The organism is Clostridium sediminicola, assembly GCF_050402865.1.
Taxonomy (GTDB): Bacteria; Bacillota; Clostridia; order Clostridiales; family Clostridiaceae; genus Clostridium_AF; species Clostridium_AF sediminicola.
In genome coordinates, this window is record NZ_BAABMF010000004.1 from 70,665 (window position 1) to 91,324 (window position 20,660).

At 30.1% G+C, this 20,660-nt stretch carries 11 protein-coding genes; all 11 read left to right on the forward strand.

The annotated features are described in order from the left end of the window. The first annotated feature begins 5 nt into the window (after nt 1-5). Nucleotides 6-3,398 carry a glycoside hydrolase family 31 protein gene (locus ACQ3F0_RS09220; RefSeq protein ID WP_428864942.1) on the forward strand — a complete coding sequence of 1,131 codons (3,393 nt, stop codon included), beginning with the start codon at nt 6-8 and terminating at the stop codon, nt 3,396-3,398. Then, nucleotides 3,395-5,650: a glycoside hydrolase family 31 protein gene (locus ACQ3F0_RS09225; RefSeq protein ID WP_428864943.1), complete on the forward strand. Its 2,256-nt coding sequence runs from the start codon at nt 3,395-3,397 to the stop codon at nt 5,648-5,650. The genes ACQ3F0_RS09220 and ACQ3F0_RS09225 overlap by 4 nt, the downstream gene beginning before the upstream one ends. Nucleotides 5,651-5,841: 191 nt before the next feature. Then, entirely contained in the window at nt 5,842-7,140 is a 1,299-nt protein-coding gene (locus ACQ3F0_RS09230) for a hypothetical protein (protein WP_428864944.1), read from the forward strand. 297 nt (nt 7,141-7,437) lie between these two features. Then, nucleotides 7,438-9,009, forward strand: coding sequence for an ABC transporter substrate-binding protein (locus ACQ3F0_RS09235; RefSeq protein ID WP_428864945.1), 1,572 nt, complete (start codon nt 7,438-7,440; stop codon nt 9,007-9,009). An 82-nt stretch (nt 9,010-9,091) separates the two neighbouring features. Beyond that, nucleotides 9,092-10,021, forward strand: a complete 930-nt coding sequence (nikB, locus tag ACQ3F0_RS09240) for a nickel ABC transporter permease (protein WP_428864946.1) — start codon at nt 9,092-9,094, stop codon at nt 10,019-10,021. A gap of 26 nt (nt 10,022-10,047) precedes the next feature. After that, complete coding sequence (locus tag ACQ3F0_RS09245; protein ID WP_428864947.1) at nt 10,048-10,941, forward strand: ABC transporter permease; 894 nt, start codon at nt 10,048-10,050, stop codon at nt 10,939-10,941. 26 nt (nt 10,942-10,967) lie between these two features. Beyond that, nucleotides 10,968-11,942 (forward strand): ABC transporter ATP-binding protein, encoded by a 975-nt coding sequence (locus tag ACQ3F0_RS09250; protein ID WP_428864948.1) that lies wholly within the window; start codon nt 10,968-10,970, stop codon nt 11,940-11,942. A gap of 25 nt (nt 11,943-11,967) precedes the next feature. Beyond that, a complete protein-coding gene (locus tag ACQ3F0_RS09255) occupies nt 11,968-12,936 on the forward strand; it encodes an ABC transporter ATP-binding protein (RefSeq protein ID WP_428864949.1) in 969 nt (322 codons plus the stop codon). 36 nt (nt 12,937-12,972) lie between these two features. Then, nucleotides 12,973-14,007 (forward strand): M42 family metallopeptidase, encoded by a 1,035-nt coding sequence (locus ACQ3F0_RS09260; protein ID WP_428864950.1) that lies wholly within the window; start codon nt 12,973-12,975, stop codon nt 14,005-14,007. Nucleotides 14,008-14,248: 241 nt separating this feature from the next. After that, nucleotides 14,249-14,971, forward strand: coding sequence for a GGDEF domain-containing protein (locus tag ACQ3F0_RS09265; protein ID WP_428864951.1), 723 nt, complete (start codon nt 14,249-14,251; stop codon nt 14,969-14,971). 136 nt (nt 14,972-15,107) lie between these two features. Next, nucleotides 15,108-20,489, forward strand: a complete 5,382-nt coding sequence (locus tag ACQ3F0_RS09270) for an AAA family ATPase (protein WP_428864952.1) — start codon at nt 15,108-15,110, stop codon at nt 20,487-20,489. Nucleotides 20,490-20,660: the final 171 nt, after the last annotated feature.

The following is a 20,660-nucleotide window of genomic DNA, read 5'->3' on the forward strand; positions in this document are numbered from 1 at the left end:
TAGGAATGAAATATAGAGGGAATAAGGGTATTTTAGAAAATCTGTTCTATATGATTTATCTAAAAATGGATAAAGAAAAATGCAAATTGGAAGAACAGTTAAACTTAGTTTTGGATGAAGTTTTAGACTGCCAATATTCAAATTTTGAAATAGGAAGTTTATTGTTTTTATTAGGGGAGTACATCAGAAAATTTGGAGATGCTACCATATTAAAATCTAGAGAAAAAGAAATAGAAGAACTCATTAATATATATGATTTTAAATTTGCTAAAAATGAGGAAAATGTTTTAGATTCTAGTTTAGTACAGGTAAATACATCATCTTTAGGAGCTATCTATGGTGGATTAAGAAGTATAAATAATTATCTAAAAAGAGATGATATTAGTCTAAATATCAAAGAAATCAGAAAATATACATTTGACAATGTTCTGGATGGTGTATCTTTATCCAATGGGAATATTCAGAAAGAGATAAGTTTTGATATTATTCTAGCATGTTTACCATTTGGGTTATTTGAACCAGAAGATTTGGTTTTAGTAGAATCTATAAAAGTATTGTCTGATAAATCTAAAGATACAAGAGATAATTTTAGCTTACTATTACTAGCTTACTATTATACAGAACAAGGAAGTTATCATTTAGCAAAAGAATTATTGAAAAAAGTTAAAGGTATAGGAATTAAAGAGAATAAAGATACTCTACTTTTCAATATAATTTATAAAAAATTAGAAGATAAATCACAACTACAAGAGAACATGATTATTCATAGACCTTATGGAAATAACAATATTTATGAACCTGGGTATGATGAAAGATTTCCTAAAAAGGTTAAGGCATCAGAAGAGGTTATTTTAAAAGCAGTAACATGGCCAATAAATGAGGAAATGGAAGTATTTGTGGATGTTAAAGTAAATGGTGAGGACAAAGGCTCATATAAAGGAACATATGTGGAAAGTCCACAGAAACACTTTTGTTGGGATATAGGTTCATACAATGAGTGGGATAATGTTGAATATAAATTCTTTTTCAACACTGAGGAGAATGAATTAATAAAATCTCAAAATTTTTCATTTGATGTATTAAAAGAAGTAAAAGTAAGTAAGATAAATGAAGTAATACTACAGGGTACAGTTGCAGAAGTTATTTGCATTAATGAATATAATAACGATTTTGGTGAACTTTATATTGAATTCAAGGAAAATGGAGATTTTGTAATAGATATTAATGAAACTAAAGCTGAGTCTAAGAGAGATGAAAGTTTAGTAAATTTAATAGAAGATAACGAGTGTTATTTATTTAAATGGAATGAAAGTGAACTAAAAATTTCAAAAGAGGATGTTAATTTTATATATAAAAAAAATAGTGAAATTATAAGATTTAAAACTTTTAGTAAATGGATTGATAGAAATAATACTACCAAATTTATTAATATCAATATGCAAAGTTATGATGAAGAAAAGTTCTATGGTTTTGGAGAGAGGTATAATAATCTAAATCAAAAGGGAAATTCCCCAGATGTATATGTATATAACCAATACAAAGAGCAAGGTCTTAAAACTTATATACCTATACCATTTTATATTTCTTCAAATAATTATGGTTTGTTTGTTGAAACTAGCAATTATGTGAAGTTTGACATGGGAGAAACAAATGAGGATGTTTCTATTATGGGAGAGGTACAGTCACTTAAAATCCATGTGATGGCAGGTGAAATAGGAGAGGTTATTGAAAAATATACAGATATAACTGGTAAGCCTAAATTACTACCAAAATGGGCATTTGGTCCTTGGATGTCAAGTAACAATTGGGATAGTCAAAAGGAAGTTTTAAAACAATTGGATTTAACATTAAAACATAATATACCATCTACTGTTTTAGTCATTGAAGCTTGGAGTGATGAAGTTACTTATTATGCTTTTAATGATGCCAAATATAAAGAAAAGCCAAGTGAAGAGGCTTATAGTTATGATGACTATGAGTTCCCTGAATGGGGCAGATGGCCAAATCCAAAAGAAATGGTAGAAAGATTACACAATGAGGGATTGAAATGTATATTATGGCAAATACCTATTTTAAAACAAATGGGAAGTATCAATCATATTCAAAAAGAGTTAGATGAATCATATGCTATTCAAAATGATTTTGTCATTAAAAATCCTGATGACACACCTTATAGGATGCCAGAAGGATGGTTTAAAGATAGTCTGTTATTAGACTTTTCAAATGAAGAAGGAGTAAATTGGTGGTTTAATAAAAGAAGATATCTAGTGGATGATATAAAAGTAGATGGATTTAAGACAGACGGAGGAGAGTTTTTATTTGGGCAAGGATTAAAGGCATGGGATGGTAGAACAGGTGAACAATTAAGAAATGATTATCCAAATGATTATATTTCTGCTTATTATAATTTTATTAATGAAGCTAATCCAGAAGGTGGTATAACATTTAGTAGAGCTGGATTTACTGGAGCTCAAAATTTCCCTGCCCATTGGGCGGGTGATGAACGTTCCAATTTCGAAGCATTTGAGAGAAGTTTATATGCAGGACTTTCTTCAGGGATTTCAGGAATACCTTTCTGGGGATGGGATTTAGCAGGGTTTAGTGGCGATATTCCAACGGCAGAGCTATTTATTAGAGCTACTGAAATGGCAACGTTTTGTCCTATAATGCAGTATCATGCAGAGAGTAAAGCTGAATTTAATCAAGACAGAACTCCTTGGAATATTGCAGAGCGAACAGGTGATATAAGAGCACTTGACTATTATAGATATTATGCTAATTTGAGAATGAATTTGATTCCATATATCTATAACGAAGCAATGAAGTGTAGCGAAACAGGAGTACCTTTGATGAGAGCTATGATTATAGATTACTATGAAGATGATAAAACACATTTATTGGATACACAATATATGTTTGGAGAGTCACTACTTGTTGCTCCAATAATTAAAGAAGGGGATACTAGAAGAGAAATATACTTCCCAGAAGGAAAATGGTATAACTTCTTTTCAAATGAAGTCTTTTATGGTGGAAAAAATATTGAAGTTATAGCTGGGTTAAAAGATATTCCTGTTTATATAAAAGACAATTCAGTAGTATCCGTAAATTTGAACAAAGAATTTGGATTAGGTGAGTATATAAGTAATGATATTACAAATTACAATAATTTATCATTCATAATAGTAGGTGATAATATAGATTATATTTTCCAAGATGATTTAGGAAATAATTTTAGATTTAAAAGCAAAGATGGAGAAATAAATATTGAAACAAATTTCAAAGAAGACTTTAATTTATTATGTTCTACCAATGTACTTAGAATTAATGGAGAAGAACTTAATAGTAAGAAAAAAATAGGTGATAGATATATTTTTACAATAGAAAGGGATAACTCATGACTAAAAATAATAAAGGTAAATTGAACTTTAAATATAATGACAGAAAATTAGAAATAACTGTGTTTAATGAAAATATTGTCAGGTTTGATTACAGTAGAAATGAAAAGAAAAATATAACAGATGCAGTGACTTTAGATCCAATAGAAGTAAAATTTAAAAAAGAAGATAATAAAATTAAATTGCCGAAATTCTCTATAGAAGTACTAGAAGATTTAAGAGTAAAAATAATAGACTTGAAAGGTAATGTTATCTTAGAGGATGAATTTATCCAGTTTGATTCTAAACCACAAGACAGTGTTTTTCAAGAACATGAATATGAAATTATCAATAGAGAACAAGGTAAAGTTTATTCTGTAGAAATTGAAAAGAAACATAGCTGGGAAAAAGGATTTTATGGTTTAGGTGAAAAATATGGATTTATCAATCTTTTAGGAATACAGACAGAGAATTGGAATACAGATGTTTTAGGAGTTTCTCCAGTTCATACTCCAGTACAAAAGCAATACCATACCTCTATTCCATTTTATATTGGAATGGATGAAAAGAAAGCCTATGGAATCTTTTATGATACATCTTATAGAAACTATTTTGATTTTGGAATGTATCAAAAGGGAATCAATTTTAGAACTGATGGTGGAGAGTTAGATTATTATTATATTCATGGTGATAACATCTCTGAAGTTGTAGAAGAATACGGAAACTTAACAGGTAAAGTAAAACTTCCTAGAAAAGACTTTTTGGGTTTCCAGCAGTGTAGATGGTCATATATGAATAAAAAAGAAGTAATAGATTTAGCTAAATCTTTTAGAGAAAAAGATATACCATGTGATGTAATTTATTTGGATATAGATTATATGGAAGACTACAAGGTGTTTACTATAAATTCTGAAAGATTTAATGAGTTTAAAGAAATGAATGCTGAACTCAAGAAGATGGGATTTAAATTAGTGGTAATAGTAGATCCTGGAGTAAAAGTAGAAGAAGGATACCATGTTTATGAGCAAGCACTTGAAAATGATTATCTGATAAAAGATGAAAACGGAGAAGTATATGTAGGTAAAGTTTGGCCTGGAGACAGTGCATTCCCTGATTTTCTAAGGAAGTCTGTTAGAAATTGGTGGGGAGAGATCCATAAAGGATTAATAGATGATGGAGTTAGCGGTATATGGAATGATATGAATGAAATTGCTGATATGTCTACGGATACAAAGACAATACCAGAATCAACATATCAAATAGATGATAGCGGCAATAAGTATTTGCAAAAAGAAACTCATAACTTATATGGACACTATCAAGGAAAGGCAACCTATAATGGATTAAAGAATATTCAAGGAACTAGACCATTTGTTTTGACTCGATCAGCATCAGCTGGAACACAGAGATATTCAGCACTATGGACTGGGGATAACACTTCTTTGTGGGAACATATGGAATCAAGTATACCTATGTTAATGAATTTAGGATTAAGCGGATATACTTATGTAGGTTCAGATGTAGGAGGATTTATTGGTGATAGCAATGGAGAACTTTTAACTCGTTGGACACAATTAGGGGTATTCTATCCTCTCTTTAGAAATCATAGCTGTGTAAATTCATTGTATCAAGAGCCATGGGCATTTGGAGAAGATGTTGAGAATATAGTTAGTAAATATATCAAGATGAGATATTCTCTTGTAAACCATCTTTATAATTTATTTAGAGAAAGTAGCTTAACAGGTGCACCTATTATGAGACCATTATTCTATCATTATCAACAGGATGAGAATACATTTGATATAAACGATGAATTTTTATTTGGTGAAGAAATATTAGTAGCACCAATTTTAAGACCTAGAACTTATAAGCGAATGGTATATTTGCCTGAAGGGAAATGGTATGACTATTTTACAGATGAAGTTTATGAAGGTAGAAAACACATTATAAAAGACGCAGCAATTGATAAGATACCGGTATTTGCTAAAGAGGGAGCTATTATTCTAAAGGATAAACCTATGAACTATATCGGAGAAAAAGAAGAAAATTATGAAATCCATGTATACTTAGGAGAGGATAACTCAAAAGATTTTTATTTTGATGATGGAAAATCCTTTAGATATGAAAATGGAGAATATTCTGTGATAAATGTGGAAGTTAAAGGGGAAGAACTAGAAGTAAAGCTTATTAAAGGTGGCTATAAGTTAGGAAAATTTGATTTAGTTATTCATAGTGCTAATGGAATTAAAGAACTAAAAAATGTAGAAATAAAATAGAATTGGGGACAGGGCTCAACTTTTTGTAAAGTTGAGCCCTGTCCCTATTTGATGAATAAACATTAGGAAAGAATATATTAAGATGGGAAAATTAATAAGTAATTTTGCTTATATGTTATAATCATAACGAGAAAAAATATATAACTAAAATACTTTTTGTTGCTTAAACCTAGTATAAAAGGAGAATAATTATGAAAATCAAGTTAGGGATTGTCGGTGAAAAGGATACACTTGAGATAATTAAAAATGTAGTTTCTGAGTTTGAGGATACAATTATTCCTTATTATTTTACATATGCAAATAAAAGAGAGGTTATTGATATTTTAGAAACATATGAGAATAATATTGATGTATTTCTTTTTTCAGGTTCAGATCCATATTATTATGCAAAAAATAAAAATGCACTCATTAAACCAGCAGTTTATATACCTAGAGTAGAAACAAGTATTTATGAAGTTTTGTGGAAAATCAGAGATGAAGGATTAGATTATAAAAAAGTAAGTATAGATGCTATTAGCCAGAAATCAGTTGAAGAAGTTCTTAATGCATTAAATATTGATAAAGAAAATATTTATGTAAAAAAGTACAAACCTGTTGTTGATTATGAAGAATTAGTTTCATTTCATCATAATTTATGGAAAAATAATAAAATAAATGCTGCTGTTACAGGTATTGCTGGCGCGGCAAAAAAATTAAGAGAACTTGGAGTACCTGCTTTTAGGCTTTATCCTACTGTTCAATTGATTAGGGAATATATTAATAAAGCAATATATTTGGGGGATGTAGAAAGAATAAAGAGTACTCAAATTGCACTCCAAATTATTAGAATAGAAAACAAAAGTAGGGAAATGACATGTGGGTATGAATTTTTGAAAATAAAAAACCAATTTGAAAATTTTCTTATTGAATATACACAGGATAATTATGGATTATTTTTTGCGTTTGGAGTAAATGAATATCTAATATTTTCTACTAGAGGTGCTTTAAACGCAAATTTTATAGAGGCGAAATGTCTGAAAATTGCTGAGCTAACTAAAAAAATTGGAATATCTTTTTCTTCTGGAATAGGCTATGGTAATACTGTTTATAAAGCTGAAGCTAATGCAAGAATTGCACTTGATTATGCTGCAAAAGAAAAATATAGCTGCTGCTATATAGTTGAAGAACAAGGTTTAATTTCAGGACCTATAGGAAAAAGCACTGAAATGAATTTAGCATATGATTTAATTGTTACAGATAAAAAAATTCAAGATATTGCAGAAAAAATAGACATAAGCGCTGCATATGTTTCTAAAATCAAAGCTATTATTGATAGTACGGGTAAAAATGTAATTGATGCAAAAGAATTGTCAGATTATCTTGGAATTAGTTTGAGAAGTTCAAGAAGAATACTAAGCCAAATACTAGAGGCTGGTTATGGAAAGGTAATTGCCAAAGAAAGTAGAGCCGGAACAGGGAGACCAAGGAGAATATTTGAAATTTTCTTGTAAAATTCTAAATAAGGATAAAGAACGATTGCAATTAAGAAAATTAAATTTTGATTGCGGTGGTTCTTTATTTTATTCAATTTTATATTGAAAGTCTATTATATTTATAAAGATTAAAATTTTTGAAAAAATAATAAAAAAATAAAGGATTTTCAGAATAAATGTAGAATATAACAACTTACGGACATAACTGAAATACGTCCGTAAACTGTTATAAATTTTTTTAAGAAGCAATTTTAGTAGAGGTTATGGATGTTTTGAATTAAAATATCCATAATAATAAAAGGGGGATTTATTAAAATGGCAAAGAGAAAATTAGCAAAATTATGTACATTAATGCTATCAGTTACATTATGTACAGCTTTATTATCAGGATGTGGAAGTAGTGAAAAGAGTGGGGATGCAGCAAAAACATCAGGAGAAGTGAAAGACACATTAACAGTTGCAGCAGCTTATGATGCAAAATCATTAGACCCACATGCAACAAATGATGTAGCTTCTTCAAATGTTATGAATCAAATTTATGAAAATTTGGTTACACTAAATGATAAAAATGAGGTTGTACCTCAATTAGCAGAAAAATTTGAGAAGGTTGATGATGTAACTTATAAGTTTTATTTGAAAAAAGGAGTAAAATTCCATAATGGAGAGGAATTAAAAGCAAGTGATGTAAAATTCACTTTGGAAAGAGCAATTTCACCTAATTCAGGAGCTATTAAACATATAGTTGGAGATATTGATCCTGATAGCATAACAGTAGAAGATGACTATACAATTTCACTTAAAACTAAAACACCATCTTCAGCATTTTTACCATCTTTGATTCATGTTGGTGGAGGATGTATATTAAATGAAAAAGCTGTTAAAGAAGCTGGTGATGACTATGGAATGAATCCAGTAGGCACAGGTCCATTTAAATTCGCTAGTTGGACAAAAGGGGATAAGGTTGTTTTAGAAAGATTTGAAGATTATCATGGTGATAAACCTGCATATCAAAATCTTGTTATAAGAGCAATTCCAGAAGCAACAAATAGAACAATTGAGCTTGAAAGTGGTGGAGTAGATATTGCTTATTCTATTACTACAAATGATGTATCAAGAGTTGAAGATAATCCTGACTTAAAACTTATGAGAGTTTTGGATAACTCTACAACTTATTTAGGATTTAACTGTGAAAAAGCTCCATTTGATAATGAAAAAGTTCGTCAAGCTATAAATACTGCTATTAATACAGATGCTATAGTTAAATCAGTATTTAGAGGTGTTGGTGGTGTTGCAATAGGTCCAGTTGCACCAAATGTAAAATATTCTAATGCTGATTTAGGACAACCGGAATATGATGTAGAAAAAGCTAAAAAGTTATTAGCAGAAGCAGGATATGCTGATGGATTTAAGACAGTTATATGGACAAATGATAAAAAAGAAAGAATGGATATGGCAACAATAATTCAAGAACAGTTGAAAGCAGTTGGTGTTGAAGTTGAAATACAAGTTCTTGAGTGGGGTGCTTATCTTCAAGGGCTTAAAGAAAAGAAACAAGATATGTTTATAGTTGGATGGTCATGCCAAACACCGGATCCTGATATGGCTTTATATGGTCCATTCCACTCTTCAATGAAAGGTAATAATAACTTCACATTCTTTGGTGACGATAAAGTAGATGAGTTAATTGAGAAGGGTAGACTTCTTGAAGATTCACCTGAGAGACAAGAGGTATACAATGAAGTTCAGGGAATTATAAGAGAAAAAGCACCATGGGTATTCTTAAATAATGGAGAACAAGTTGTAGGTCTTAGAAAAGGTATAAAAGGATTTAAGCCAAGTCCATTTGGATATCATGTTCTTTACAATGTTACTTTTGAAGAAGAATAAATAACAGTAAATTATTAGACAAGAGCATATATACATTATGCTCTTATCTAATGTTTTTTTAAGAATGAAAGGAGGAAAATAAATGATAAAGTATATTTTAAAAAGAATTTTATCGTTAATTCCTGTGTTAATTGGTGTTACTTTTATTGTTTTTACATTGTTACATCTAACACCTGGAGATCCTGCAAGAATGGTTCTTGGAGAACAGGCACCCCAAGAGGCTGTTGATGATTTAAGGGAAGAAATGGGATTGAACGATCCGTTTTTGGTTCAGTTTGGTAATTATGTATATAAAGCAGTTGTAAAACAAGATATTGGACGTTCATATATAACAAAGACTCCTGTATCTGAGGAAATAATGAATGTTTTTCCAGCAACATTAAAATTGGCGTCATTATCAATGTTTATAGCTGTTCTTATAGGTATTCCTTTTGGAATTATATCCGCTATACGGCAATATTCTTTATTTGATTCCACGGTAATGGTATTCGCACTAGTAGGAATATCTATGCCGGTATTTTGGTTAGGATTATTATTAATACTTTTATTTTCAGTGAAACTTCATTGGTTACCTTCATCAGGATTTTACAGTATTAAACATATGATTTTACCAGCAATAACACTAGGGGCACAATCTATAGCTATTATTACTCGTATGACTCGTTCTAGTATGCTAGAAGTTATACGTCAAGATTATATAAGAACAGTAAAAGCAAAAGGTCAAAAAGAAAGCAAGATTATATTAAGACATGCTCTAGGGAATGCGTTAATACCTATAATTACAATAGCAGGACTTCAATTTGGTATTTTGCTTGGAGGAGCTGTACTTACAGAAGCCATTTTCTCAATACCAGGAGTTGGTAGACTTATGGTTGAATCTATAAAAATGAGAGATTACCCTATTGTTCAAGGGGGCGTATTGTACATAGCGATAGCATTTAGTGTAGTAAATCTATTAGTTGATTTATTATATGCATATGTTGACCCAAGAATAAAAGCTCAATATAAATAACGAAAATTGGGGAGGAGGTATATCTTATGAGTAAAAAAAATGAAGTAGTAAATAAAAAAGTCAAAATAACAAAGAAAAAGAAAAGCAATTTTGTAGAAACAATGAAAAGATTAAGCAAAAGTAAGATGGCAATGGTTGGTTTAGTAATTATTTGCATATTAATTTTAACTGCTCTATTTGCAGGAGTAATTGCTCCATATGGCTATGCTGAGCAGGATCTTCTTAATGCTTTTCAAGGACCATCTGCTAAACATTTATTTGGTACAGATGAGTTTGGAAGAGATATTTTTAGTCGTATAGTTTATGGTTCAAGAATTTCTCTTGAAGTAGGATTTATAGCTGTTAGTATTTCGGTAATCATTGGAGGGTTACTAGGAGCAATTGCAGGATATTATGGAGGGAAAACAGATAATATTATTATGCGTGTTATGGATATTTTACTTTCTATACCCCAGATACTTCTTGCAATATCAATTGCGGCATCATTAGGACCGGGGCTTTTTAATCTTATGATAGCGGTTGGTATATCTTCTATTCCACAGTATGCGAGAATTGTTCGTGCATCTGTGCTTTCTATTAGAGAACAAGAGTTTATCGAGGCGGCTAGAGCTGTTGGTTCTAGTGATATAAGAACTATTTGCAAACATATTCTTCCTAACTGTTTAGCACCTGTAATTGTACAAGCTACTTTAGGTGTTGCTTTTGCTATATTAACTGCAGCAGGATTAAGTTTTATAGGGCTTGGAATATCACCACCGATGCCTGAATGGGGTGCAATGCTTTCTGGAGGAAGAGGATATATTAGAGATTATTCTTATATGACATTATTCCCAGGGCTTGCTATTATGATAACTATTTTAGCTTTGAATTTCCTTGGTGATGGATTAAGGGATGCACTAGATCCAAAGTTAAAGAATTAGTTTGTGAAAATTAGGAGAGGGATACTATGAATAATAATGAAAAATTATTAGATATAAAGAATTTAACTATTCATTATAAAACAGATAACGGAATAGTTCGTGCTGTTGAAAATTTGAATTTAAGTTTAGGCAAAAAAGAAACACTTGGATTTGTTGGTGAAACTGGTGCAGGTAAAACAACTACAGCACTTGGAATTATGCAGCTATTACCAACACCTCCTGGCGAAATTATTAGTGGTCAAATTTTATTTGAAGGAGAAGATTTATTAAAGAAATCTCCTGATGAAATGAGAGGGATACTTGGGGAGAAAATTGCTATGATCTTTCAAGATCCTATGACATCGCTAAATCCTGTAATGACAGTGGGGAAACAAATCGCAGAAATGATTGAACTCCATGAAAATATAAGTAAAGCTCAGGCATTAAAAAAAGCAGAAGATATGCTTGAAGTAGTTGGAATTAGAAAAGAAAGAGCAGCGGATTATCCTCACCAGTTCAGTGGAGGCATGAAACAGAGGGTTGTTATAGCTATTGCCCTTGCATGTAATCCTATTTTACTTATTGCAGATGAACCTACCACAGCCCTTGACGTAACAATACAAGCACAAGTATTGGAACTTATGAAAGATTTAAAAAGTAAATATGATACTTCAATGATTATGATTACTCATGATTTGGGAGTAGTTGCAGAAATCTGTGATAAAGTAGCAATTATGTATGCAGGTAATATAGTTGAATATGCTGATAAAGAATCTTTATATTTAAATCCATTACATCCATATACAATAGGTTTATTTGATTCTATTCCTGATTTAGATTCAGAACAAAGTCAATTAAACGTAATAAATGGATTGACACCAGATCCTACTAACCTCCCAACGGGATGTCCTTTTCACCCTAGATGTTCTAAGGTAATGGAGAAGTGTTCTAAAATGAAACCAGAAATGATGGAGATTGAACCTGGACATTTTACAGCTTGCTTCTTGCATGAGAAAAAATAAAATAGATAAATAGGGAGGAAGATAAATGGCTAAATTAGGAGAAAAATTAATAGAAATTAATCATCTTAAGAAATATTTCAAAACACCAAAAGGCATGTTGCATGCTGTAGATGATGTGAGTTTTTTTATAAATAAAGGAGAGACTTTGGGGCTTGTTGGAGAATCTGGATGTGGTAAATCTACTACAGGAAGAGTGTTAATAAAACTGCTAGAAGCTACAAGTGGAGAAGTTTTATTTAATGGAGAAAATATACTTAAATATAATAAGTCAAAGATGAAAGAATTTAGAAAACATGCTCAAATAGTTTTTCAGGATCCATATTCATGTTTGAATCCTAGACTTACAGTTTCAGAACTTATTGGAGAACCACTTTATGTAAATAAAGTATTTAAAAGAAGAGCCGACAGTGATATAAGAATAAGGGAACTTATGAATATAGTTGGATTAGCTGAAAGACTTAGAGACGCGTACCCACATGAACTTGATGGAGGAAGACGTCAAAGAATTGGAATCGCAAGGGCTCTTGCTTTAAATCCTGAATTTATTGTTCAAGATGAACCGGTTTCAGCATTAGATGTTTGTATTCAGGCTCAAATTTTAAATCTTATGAAAAATCTTCAAAAAGAATTAGGGCTTACATATTTATTTATTGCACACGATTTAAGTGTTGTAAAGCATGTAAGTGATAGAATTGCTGTTATGTATCTTGGGAATATTGTTGAGCTTTCGGATTATAAATCAATATTTAAAGATCCGCTTCATCCTTATACACAAGCATTACTTTCGGCTATTCCTATTGCAAAAGTTAATATAAAAAGAGAGAGAATCATATTGGAAGGCGATGTACCAAGTCCAATTAATCCACCTGCTGGATGTAAATTTCATGGAAGATGTAGATATAGTAAAGATATTTGCAGACAGCAAACACCAGAATTAAGAGAGATTGAACCGGGAAGACATGTAGCCTGCCATTTTGCTAAAAATCTTGTGTAATGACTTAATTAAATAAACTATAAAGGAGCACATATTATGAATATTGATATGCAATATATAAAAGATTTCATGGTAAAAATATTAGGAATACCAAGCCCAGGTGGAGATACTGATGTGGCTATGAAAGTTATTGAGGAAGAATTTGAAAAGTTTGGATTAGCTACCACAAAAACTAATAAGAAAGCACTGTTTGCAACTATTGAAGGAGAAGATAACGAAAATCAAAAAATGATTTCTGCTCATATAGATACATTAGGAGCTGTAGTAAGAGAAATAAAACCTAATGGAAGACTTAAGATAGTTCAAATCGGTGGATTTGCATGGTCATCAGTAGAAGGTGAAAATGTTACTATAAAAACAATGAATGGTAAAGAATTTACTGGAACAGTTTTACCAGACAAAGCATCTATACATGTCTACTCAGATGAAGTTAGAGAAACACTTAGACATGATGATAATATGGAAGTTAGAATTGATGAATTTACAAAAACAAAGGAAGATACATTAAAGCTTGGTATCAAAGTTGGGGATTTTATATATTTTGAACCAAGAACAGTAATAACGGAGAATGGTTTTATAAAATCAAGATATCTTGATGATAAAGCTTGTGTAGCGGTTCTTTTTGGACTAGTTAAATATCTTAAGGATAATAATATAAAACCTAAATATACTACACATCTTTATATAAGTAATTATGAAGAATTAGGTCATGGAATATCAGTGATTCCTGAAAAAGTTCAAGAACATGTTGCTCTTGATATCGGAACAGTTGCAGATCACCAAGAATCAGATGAAACTAAAGTTACAATTTGTGCAAAAGATAGCCGTACTCCTTATGATTTTGAATTAAGAAGAAAGCTTGTTGAAATTTGTGAGAAAAATGATATTGATTATGCAGTAGATGTTCACTATAGATATGGTTCTGATGCAAGTCTTTCAGCTATGCAGGGATTTGATGCTAACTTTGCATGTATTGGACTTGGTGTTGATGCAACTCATCACTATGAAAGAACTCACATTAGAGCTTTGGAGAATAATGTTAAATTAATAATAAAATATGTTACTTGTTAAAACATATCAATGAATAAATTTCAAATGTTTCTACAATAAAAGCTGCCGAGTATGGCAGCTTTTTATTTACTGAGAAAAATACCCCCTTAAAAATTTAACTTTGTACGTACTAATAGATGAACATTACTTAAACTTAATTTAAATATATCCATAATTTAGGCATCAATGAGTTATGGATATGTTTAAATTTATAGTTAAAGTTGTTTGTTTTTAATTAATAAAATAAAATGGAGGAAATAAGATGAGAGGCTTAAACTTCTGGTATATGAACTTTACTATCCTAACAATAGCATTTATCCTTTCATCAGTGACGGGTATAATACCAAATTTGATTACAATGGTAATAATTTTGTATTCATTAATGATGATAGTGATTACAATTCAATGGTCAAGAATATTAAAGAATAAAGATGAGTGCTTGGAAGAACTAAAAGAATTAGCAACCATTGATAGCTTAACTGGCATTTATAATAGAATGACAATTGAGAAAATATTAGATGCTGAAATAATTAGGGCTCGTAGATATGTATCAGGGATGTGTGTGCTGTTTATTGATGTTGATTATTTCAAGAAAATAAATGATACTTATGGCCATACTCAAGGAGATAAGGTATTAATAAAAGTGGCTCAATTGTTAAAGGATAATATACGCCGTATAGATTGTATGGGAAGATGGGGTGGAGAAGAATTTGTGATTATAGCTCCAGGAATAGAATTAAGAGATGCATATAAAATGGCAAAGAAACTAAACAAACTTATAGCTGTTAGTGAATTTCTGCAAGATTCTGAAGTTACCATAAGCATTGGTATTGCAGAACTAAGCAAGGATGACATCAAAGAGACTATTATTAGCAGAGCGGATAAAGCATTGTACAAAGCTAAAGAAAATGGAAGAAATAGAGTTGAATCAGCATCATTGAGAATGGATTTTATCTTCCATAAAAATTTGAATAAAATGGGGTAGAAGCGGCTTTGCCGCTTTTTTTGTTTTCTCTTACCAAAAATCGACAAAAAATATTGTGATAACATGATAGAATTGAGATGAAAAGCTAGAATTAAGTTTACGTAATTTTTATTTATATAATGTGGGGCGATAAATTATGAATAAAGAAGAACATATATTAAAAACTCTTATCCAAAATAAAGTTGTAGGGGTGAAAGAATTCCTAGATATTTCTATTAAAATTGTTGAAGCTTTAGATGAAATTCATAAGAAAAAAATAATTCATTTAGATCTTAATCCTGAGAATATTTTCATTAACCTAAAAGGGAAAATAAGGATTGCTGATATTTATGAAACTATTCCTTTAAAAAGAAGTGGTTTAGCTTACATAGCACCAGAGCAGACTGGAAGGATATATAAAAAAGTAGATTATAGGGCTGATTATTATTCTTTAGGAATTTGTTTTTACGAACTATTGATAGGGGAAACTCCTTTTAAAAATATGGACAATACGGAGCTTGTCTATTCACATCTAGCAATAGAGGCTATTGACCCTGATAGAATAAACACTGAAATTCCAAAAGTAGTTTCTGATATAATAATGAAACTCATATCAAAAATGCCAGAGGACAGATACCAGAGTTTGAAAAGTTTAAAGAAAGATTTGAATACATGTAAAAAAAGTTTTGATGAAAAAGGAAATATAGAATTTTTTCAAATAGCAAATGAGGATATGTCTAATATATTTGAAATACCAGACAAGCTATATGGTAGAAATAAAGAGATTAATGAGTTATTGAGGATTTTCAAAAAGGTTAAAAAGGGTAATAAAGAATTAGTATTAATTAAAGGTTATCCAGGAATAGGAAAGTCTTCTTTGGTAAAGGAAATAAATAATAGTGTGGTTAAAGAAAATGCATACTTTATAGGAGGTAAATTCCAGCAATTTAAAAATAATACTCCCTATAGTGCTATAATTTCAGCTCTAAAATATCTAATAAAAGATTTACTAAAGGAACCTGCAGATAAACTTAAAACTATACGTGAAAAAATATTAAAAGAAGTTGGTAATAATGGAAGAGTAATTACAGATATTATTCCCTCTTTAAAACTAATTATCGGAGAACAAAATCCCATTACTGAACTTGGAATTATAGAAGCACAAAACAGGTTCAATCTTGTTTTTCAAAATTTTATGAGTGTAATTTCTAGTGAAGATTGTCCTATCGTAATGTTTATTGATGACCTGCAGTGGGCAGATCCAGCAAGTATAAATTTTATACAAATGCTTATGGAGAATAAAGCTATTAAGAATTTATTAATTATTGGTACGTATAGAGATAATAAAACCATCTTGGAGAAACCTTTAGAATCTATGATAAATGTACTACATAAAAAGGGGATTATAACTAATAAGATAAGTTTAAATCCACTTAATGAAAAGGATATTAGAATGATTTTGAAAGATACACTTATTGAAACTATAGGAAATGAAGAGAATCTAAAGGAATTATCTTGTTTTGTATACGAAAAAACAGGAGGTAACCCATTTTTTACAAGACAATTCTTAGGATATTTATATAATAAGGAGTATATATGGTTCCATTATGAACTGATGAAGTGGTGTTGGAATATCGAAGAAATAAAAAAGCAAAATATAACAGAGAATGTAGTAGAATTACTAGTGGGCAAAATTAAAATATTGAGACCAAAATCTATAGAAATTCTTAAGCTGGGAGCGTGCATAGGTAATACATTTAGTTTAACAACCATAGCAATGATTAATAAAAAGCCTAAGGAAACCATACAAAAAGATTTGCAGCAAGCCATTAACGAAGGATTGATTTTTGTTAGTGAAAAGGACAATGGTTTATCAAAAAAAGCTTTAAACTATAGATTTCTTCATGACCGTATTCAACAGGCAGTTTATTCTATGATACCTGATAGTATAAAAGATGAAACACATTTAAGTCTTGCAAGATTGCTGTGGGAAAATCAGGATAACCGTGAAGAAGGAGAAGGTTTATTTCAAATAGTAGGACATTATAATGCTGGTAGAAATATTATTAATAACCAGGAAGAAAAAATAAAATTGGCAGAACTTAATTTAAAAGCAAGTAAAATGGCAAAAAAATCTTCTTCATTTGATTTTTCATTTTTATATTTAAAAACAGGTATTGAATTATTAGGGGAAGAGCCATGGTCAAATCATTATCAATTAGCATTAGAATTATATTCTAATGCATCAGAAGGTGCTTATCTTATAAGTGATTATGAGATGATGGAATTTTATTGTGAAGAAGTATTAAAAAATGCAAAATCGTTAATAGACAAGATTAAAATTTATACAGTAAAAATAGAAGCTTATCAAGCTCAAATGAAATTGCAGGAAGCATTGAAAACGGGTATATCAACTTTAGAATTAATGGGAGTAGATATACCACATGAACCTGATAGATTAGATGTTGATAAAGCTTTTGAAAGTGTTAGTAATGCTATGGAAGGAATAAAGATAGAAGATTTAGAAAACCTTCCAGAAATGAAAGACCCATTAAAACTTGCAGCTATGGAAATATTATTAGGCTGTGTATCAGTTACTTATAAAGCAGCACCATTGCTTACTCCTATAGTTGTTTGTAAAATGGTAGAGTTATCAATAAAATACGGTAATACACCTTTTTCTGCTGGGGTTTATGTATCTTACGGTATGATTATTTGTACTTCAGGAGTTAATATTGAGTTAGGATATAAATTAGGGAAACTTAGTATGAGCCTTGTAAAAAATAGAAACTTAAATGGATCCAAGACCATGGTTTTTGAGATATATAATTATTGTATAATACATTGGAAAGAACATATTTCATCATCATTGAATCTAGCTAAAGAAACTTATCGAACTGGCATAGAAAATGGAAGTTTGGAATATGGAGGGTATGCTCTTAACCTGTATACAAAAAATGCATTTTATGCTGGACAACCTCTTGAAAAAATTGGAAATGAAATTTATGAGAGCCTGGAAAAATTGCAAAAAATTAAGCAAGGACTGTGTGAGAATTGGGTACGTGTTTTCGGACAGCTTGTTTTGAACATGCAAGGAAAATCACAAACGACTACGGAGCTTGTAGGAATCATGTGTGATGAAAGAAAATTACTTCCGAAGTCTGAGAAGATTGGTGATATGATATCGATGGCATTTATTTATTTAACTAAACTAATATTAAATTATTGTTTTGAAGAATATGATAGAGCAGTTAAGTTTTCCGAAAAAGCAGAAGAGAATTTAGATGGAATAGGTGGTACAATAGATACTGCAATTTATAGATTTTTCGATTCTCTTGCAAGACTTCAGGTATACCAAAATTCATCAAAGGAAGAAAAAAAGAATATTCTCCAAAGAGTTGAAGAAAATCAAATTATTATGAGAAATCTATCGGAACATGCTCCAATGAATTTTTTACATAAATATTATCTTGTAGAGGCAGAACTTTTAAGAATTAAGGGGGAAAGATATAAGGCTTTAGAATATTACAATAAGTCTATTACTTTAGCAAAAGAAAACAACTATATAAATGAGGAAGCTTTAGCAAACGAGTTAGCGGCAAAATTCTGGATACAAAATAATAAGCCTAAATATGCAAAACTTCATTTTGAAGAAGCTTATGAAGCATATCAAAAATGGGGAGCAGTGGCTAAATTGAACCATCTTAAAGAAAACTATGGTAAATATATAGAAAAAGGCCTGAAAAAAGAATTAAGCATGATGGAGAGTGCTGCCACTTCATTGCATCAAATTGATCTCATTACAATTATGAAAGCTAGTGAGGTTATATCACAGGAGATAGTTTTAGATGAGCTTATAAAAAGGTTGATTTTTATTCTTTCAGAGAATGTAGGTGCGCAAAAAGTAGTTATTATTATGAAAAAAGAAGAGCGGTTTATTATTAAAGGAATAAGGGAAGCTAATGAAAATAAAATAACTATTGTGGATGGTATGGATATAGAGGTCTACAGCAATATTCCTAAAAATATTATCAATTATGTAGCTAGATCAAAGGAAACAGTTATTATAAAAGATGCTAACAATTCGGTGATTTTTGCAAATGATTCATATATTTCTAATAAAAAACCTAAGTCAGTTTTATGCTCTCCTTTAATAAAAGGAGGAGAATTACAGGGGATAATTTATCTTGAAAATAATTTAATGACAGGTGCATTTACTGAAGATAGATTGAAAGTTTTAGAAATGCTTTCTTCTCAAATTGCAATTTCAATTGAGAATGCAAAACTTTTTGAAGTATTAGAAGAGTATAATGAAATACTAGAAGCAAAAGTGGTAGAGAGAACCATTAAATTAGAAGAAGAGAAAAACAAATTACAGAAATATCTTAACTTGAGTAAAGCGATATTCATGATTTTAAATGAAAAGGGTGAAATTACTACTATTAATAAAAGAGGTTATGAAGTTTTAGGTGATAAGGAAGTAAATATTCTTGGAAAAAATTTGGTTAAGAATTATATAGTGGAGGTAGAGAGAAAAAAATCTACAGAAATTTTTTATTCTAAGGCAGATGAAAACAGAGCTTTTTATACAGAAGGAACCTTTATTACTTGCAGTGGTGAAAAAAGAAAATATGTTGCTCATAATGATATTATAAACGATGAACATGGGAATATTGAAAGTATATTGATATCAGCTTTAGATATTACGGAGATAGAATTATTAAGAGAAGAGCTTCAATATAATAAGTTGAAGATTGAATTTTTTGCTAATTTGTCTCATGAATTAAAAACACCTTTGAATCTTTCTTTTTCAGCGTTACAGATGTTGGATTTATATAATAAGAATTATTCTATGGGTGAGGGGAATGAAAAATTCCAAAAATATATTAATATTATTAAGCAAAACAATTATAGGCTGTTAAAGTTAGTTAATAATATTGTGGATATTACAAAAATAAATGCTAATCATTTCAATATTGATTTAGAAAACCTAGACATTGTGGATATTGCGAAGAAGATTACTTACTCAGTATCAGATTACTGTAATAATAAAGAGCGTATTGTGAAATTTAATTCCCTTGTTAATAGTAAGTTAATTGCCTGTGATGCTTTTAGCATTGAAAGAATTATGTTGAATCTTTTTTCAAATGCTGTGAAATGTACAAATGAGGGAGATGAAATCTCAGTAAATATATATGAAAAAGAAAATTTTATTGTCATAACTGTTAAAGATACTGGGACAGGCATTCCGGAAGATAGACAAAAGGTTATTTTTGATCGCTTTAGACAGGTAGATAAATCTTTTACCAGAAGAAGTGAAGGAAGCGGTCTTGGCTTAACAATAGTTAAACTACTTCTTGAATTGCAAGGTGGGACAATCTCAGTAAATAGTGAGCTGGGGAAATTTACGGAATTTACAATTGAGCTACCAATAAGAGTATTAAATAATGAAAGTAGCGGATTGCAGAATGGAAATACTGAAGAAACTAATTTTATAGATGTTTTAGATATAGAATTTTCAGATGTATATGGATTATAGATAAAGAAACTGCTTAATAGGCAGTTTCTTTATCTATAATGCACAATTAATGTTAATATTCTTCATACTTCAGAATATTTTTATTTAATTAAGTTAAAATTATGAAAAGCCCAAATTGGATTTTCAGAAATTATAGTGAATAATTTTAAAAGTAAACTGCCGAATATGGCA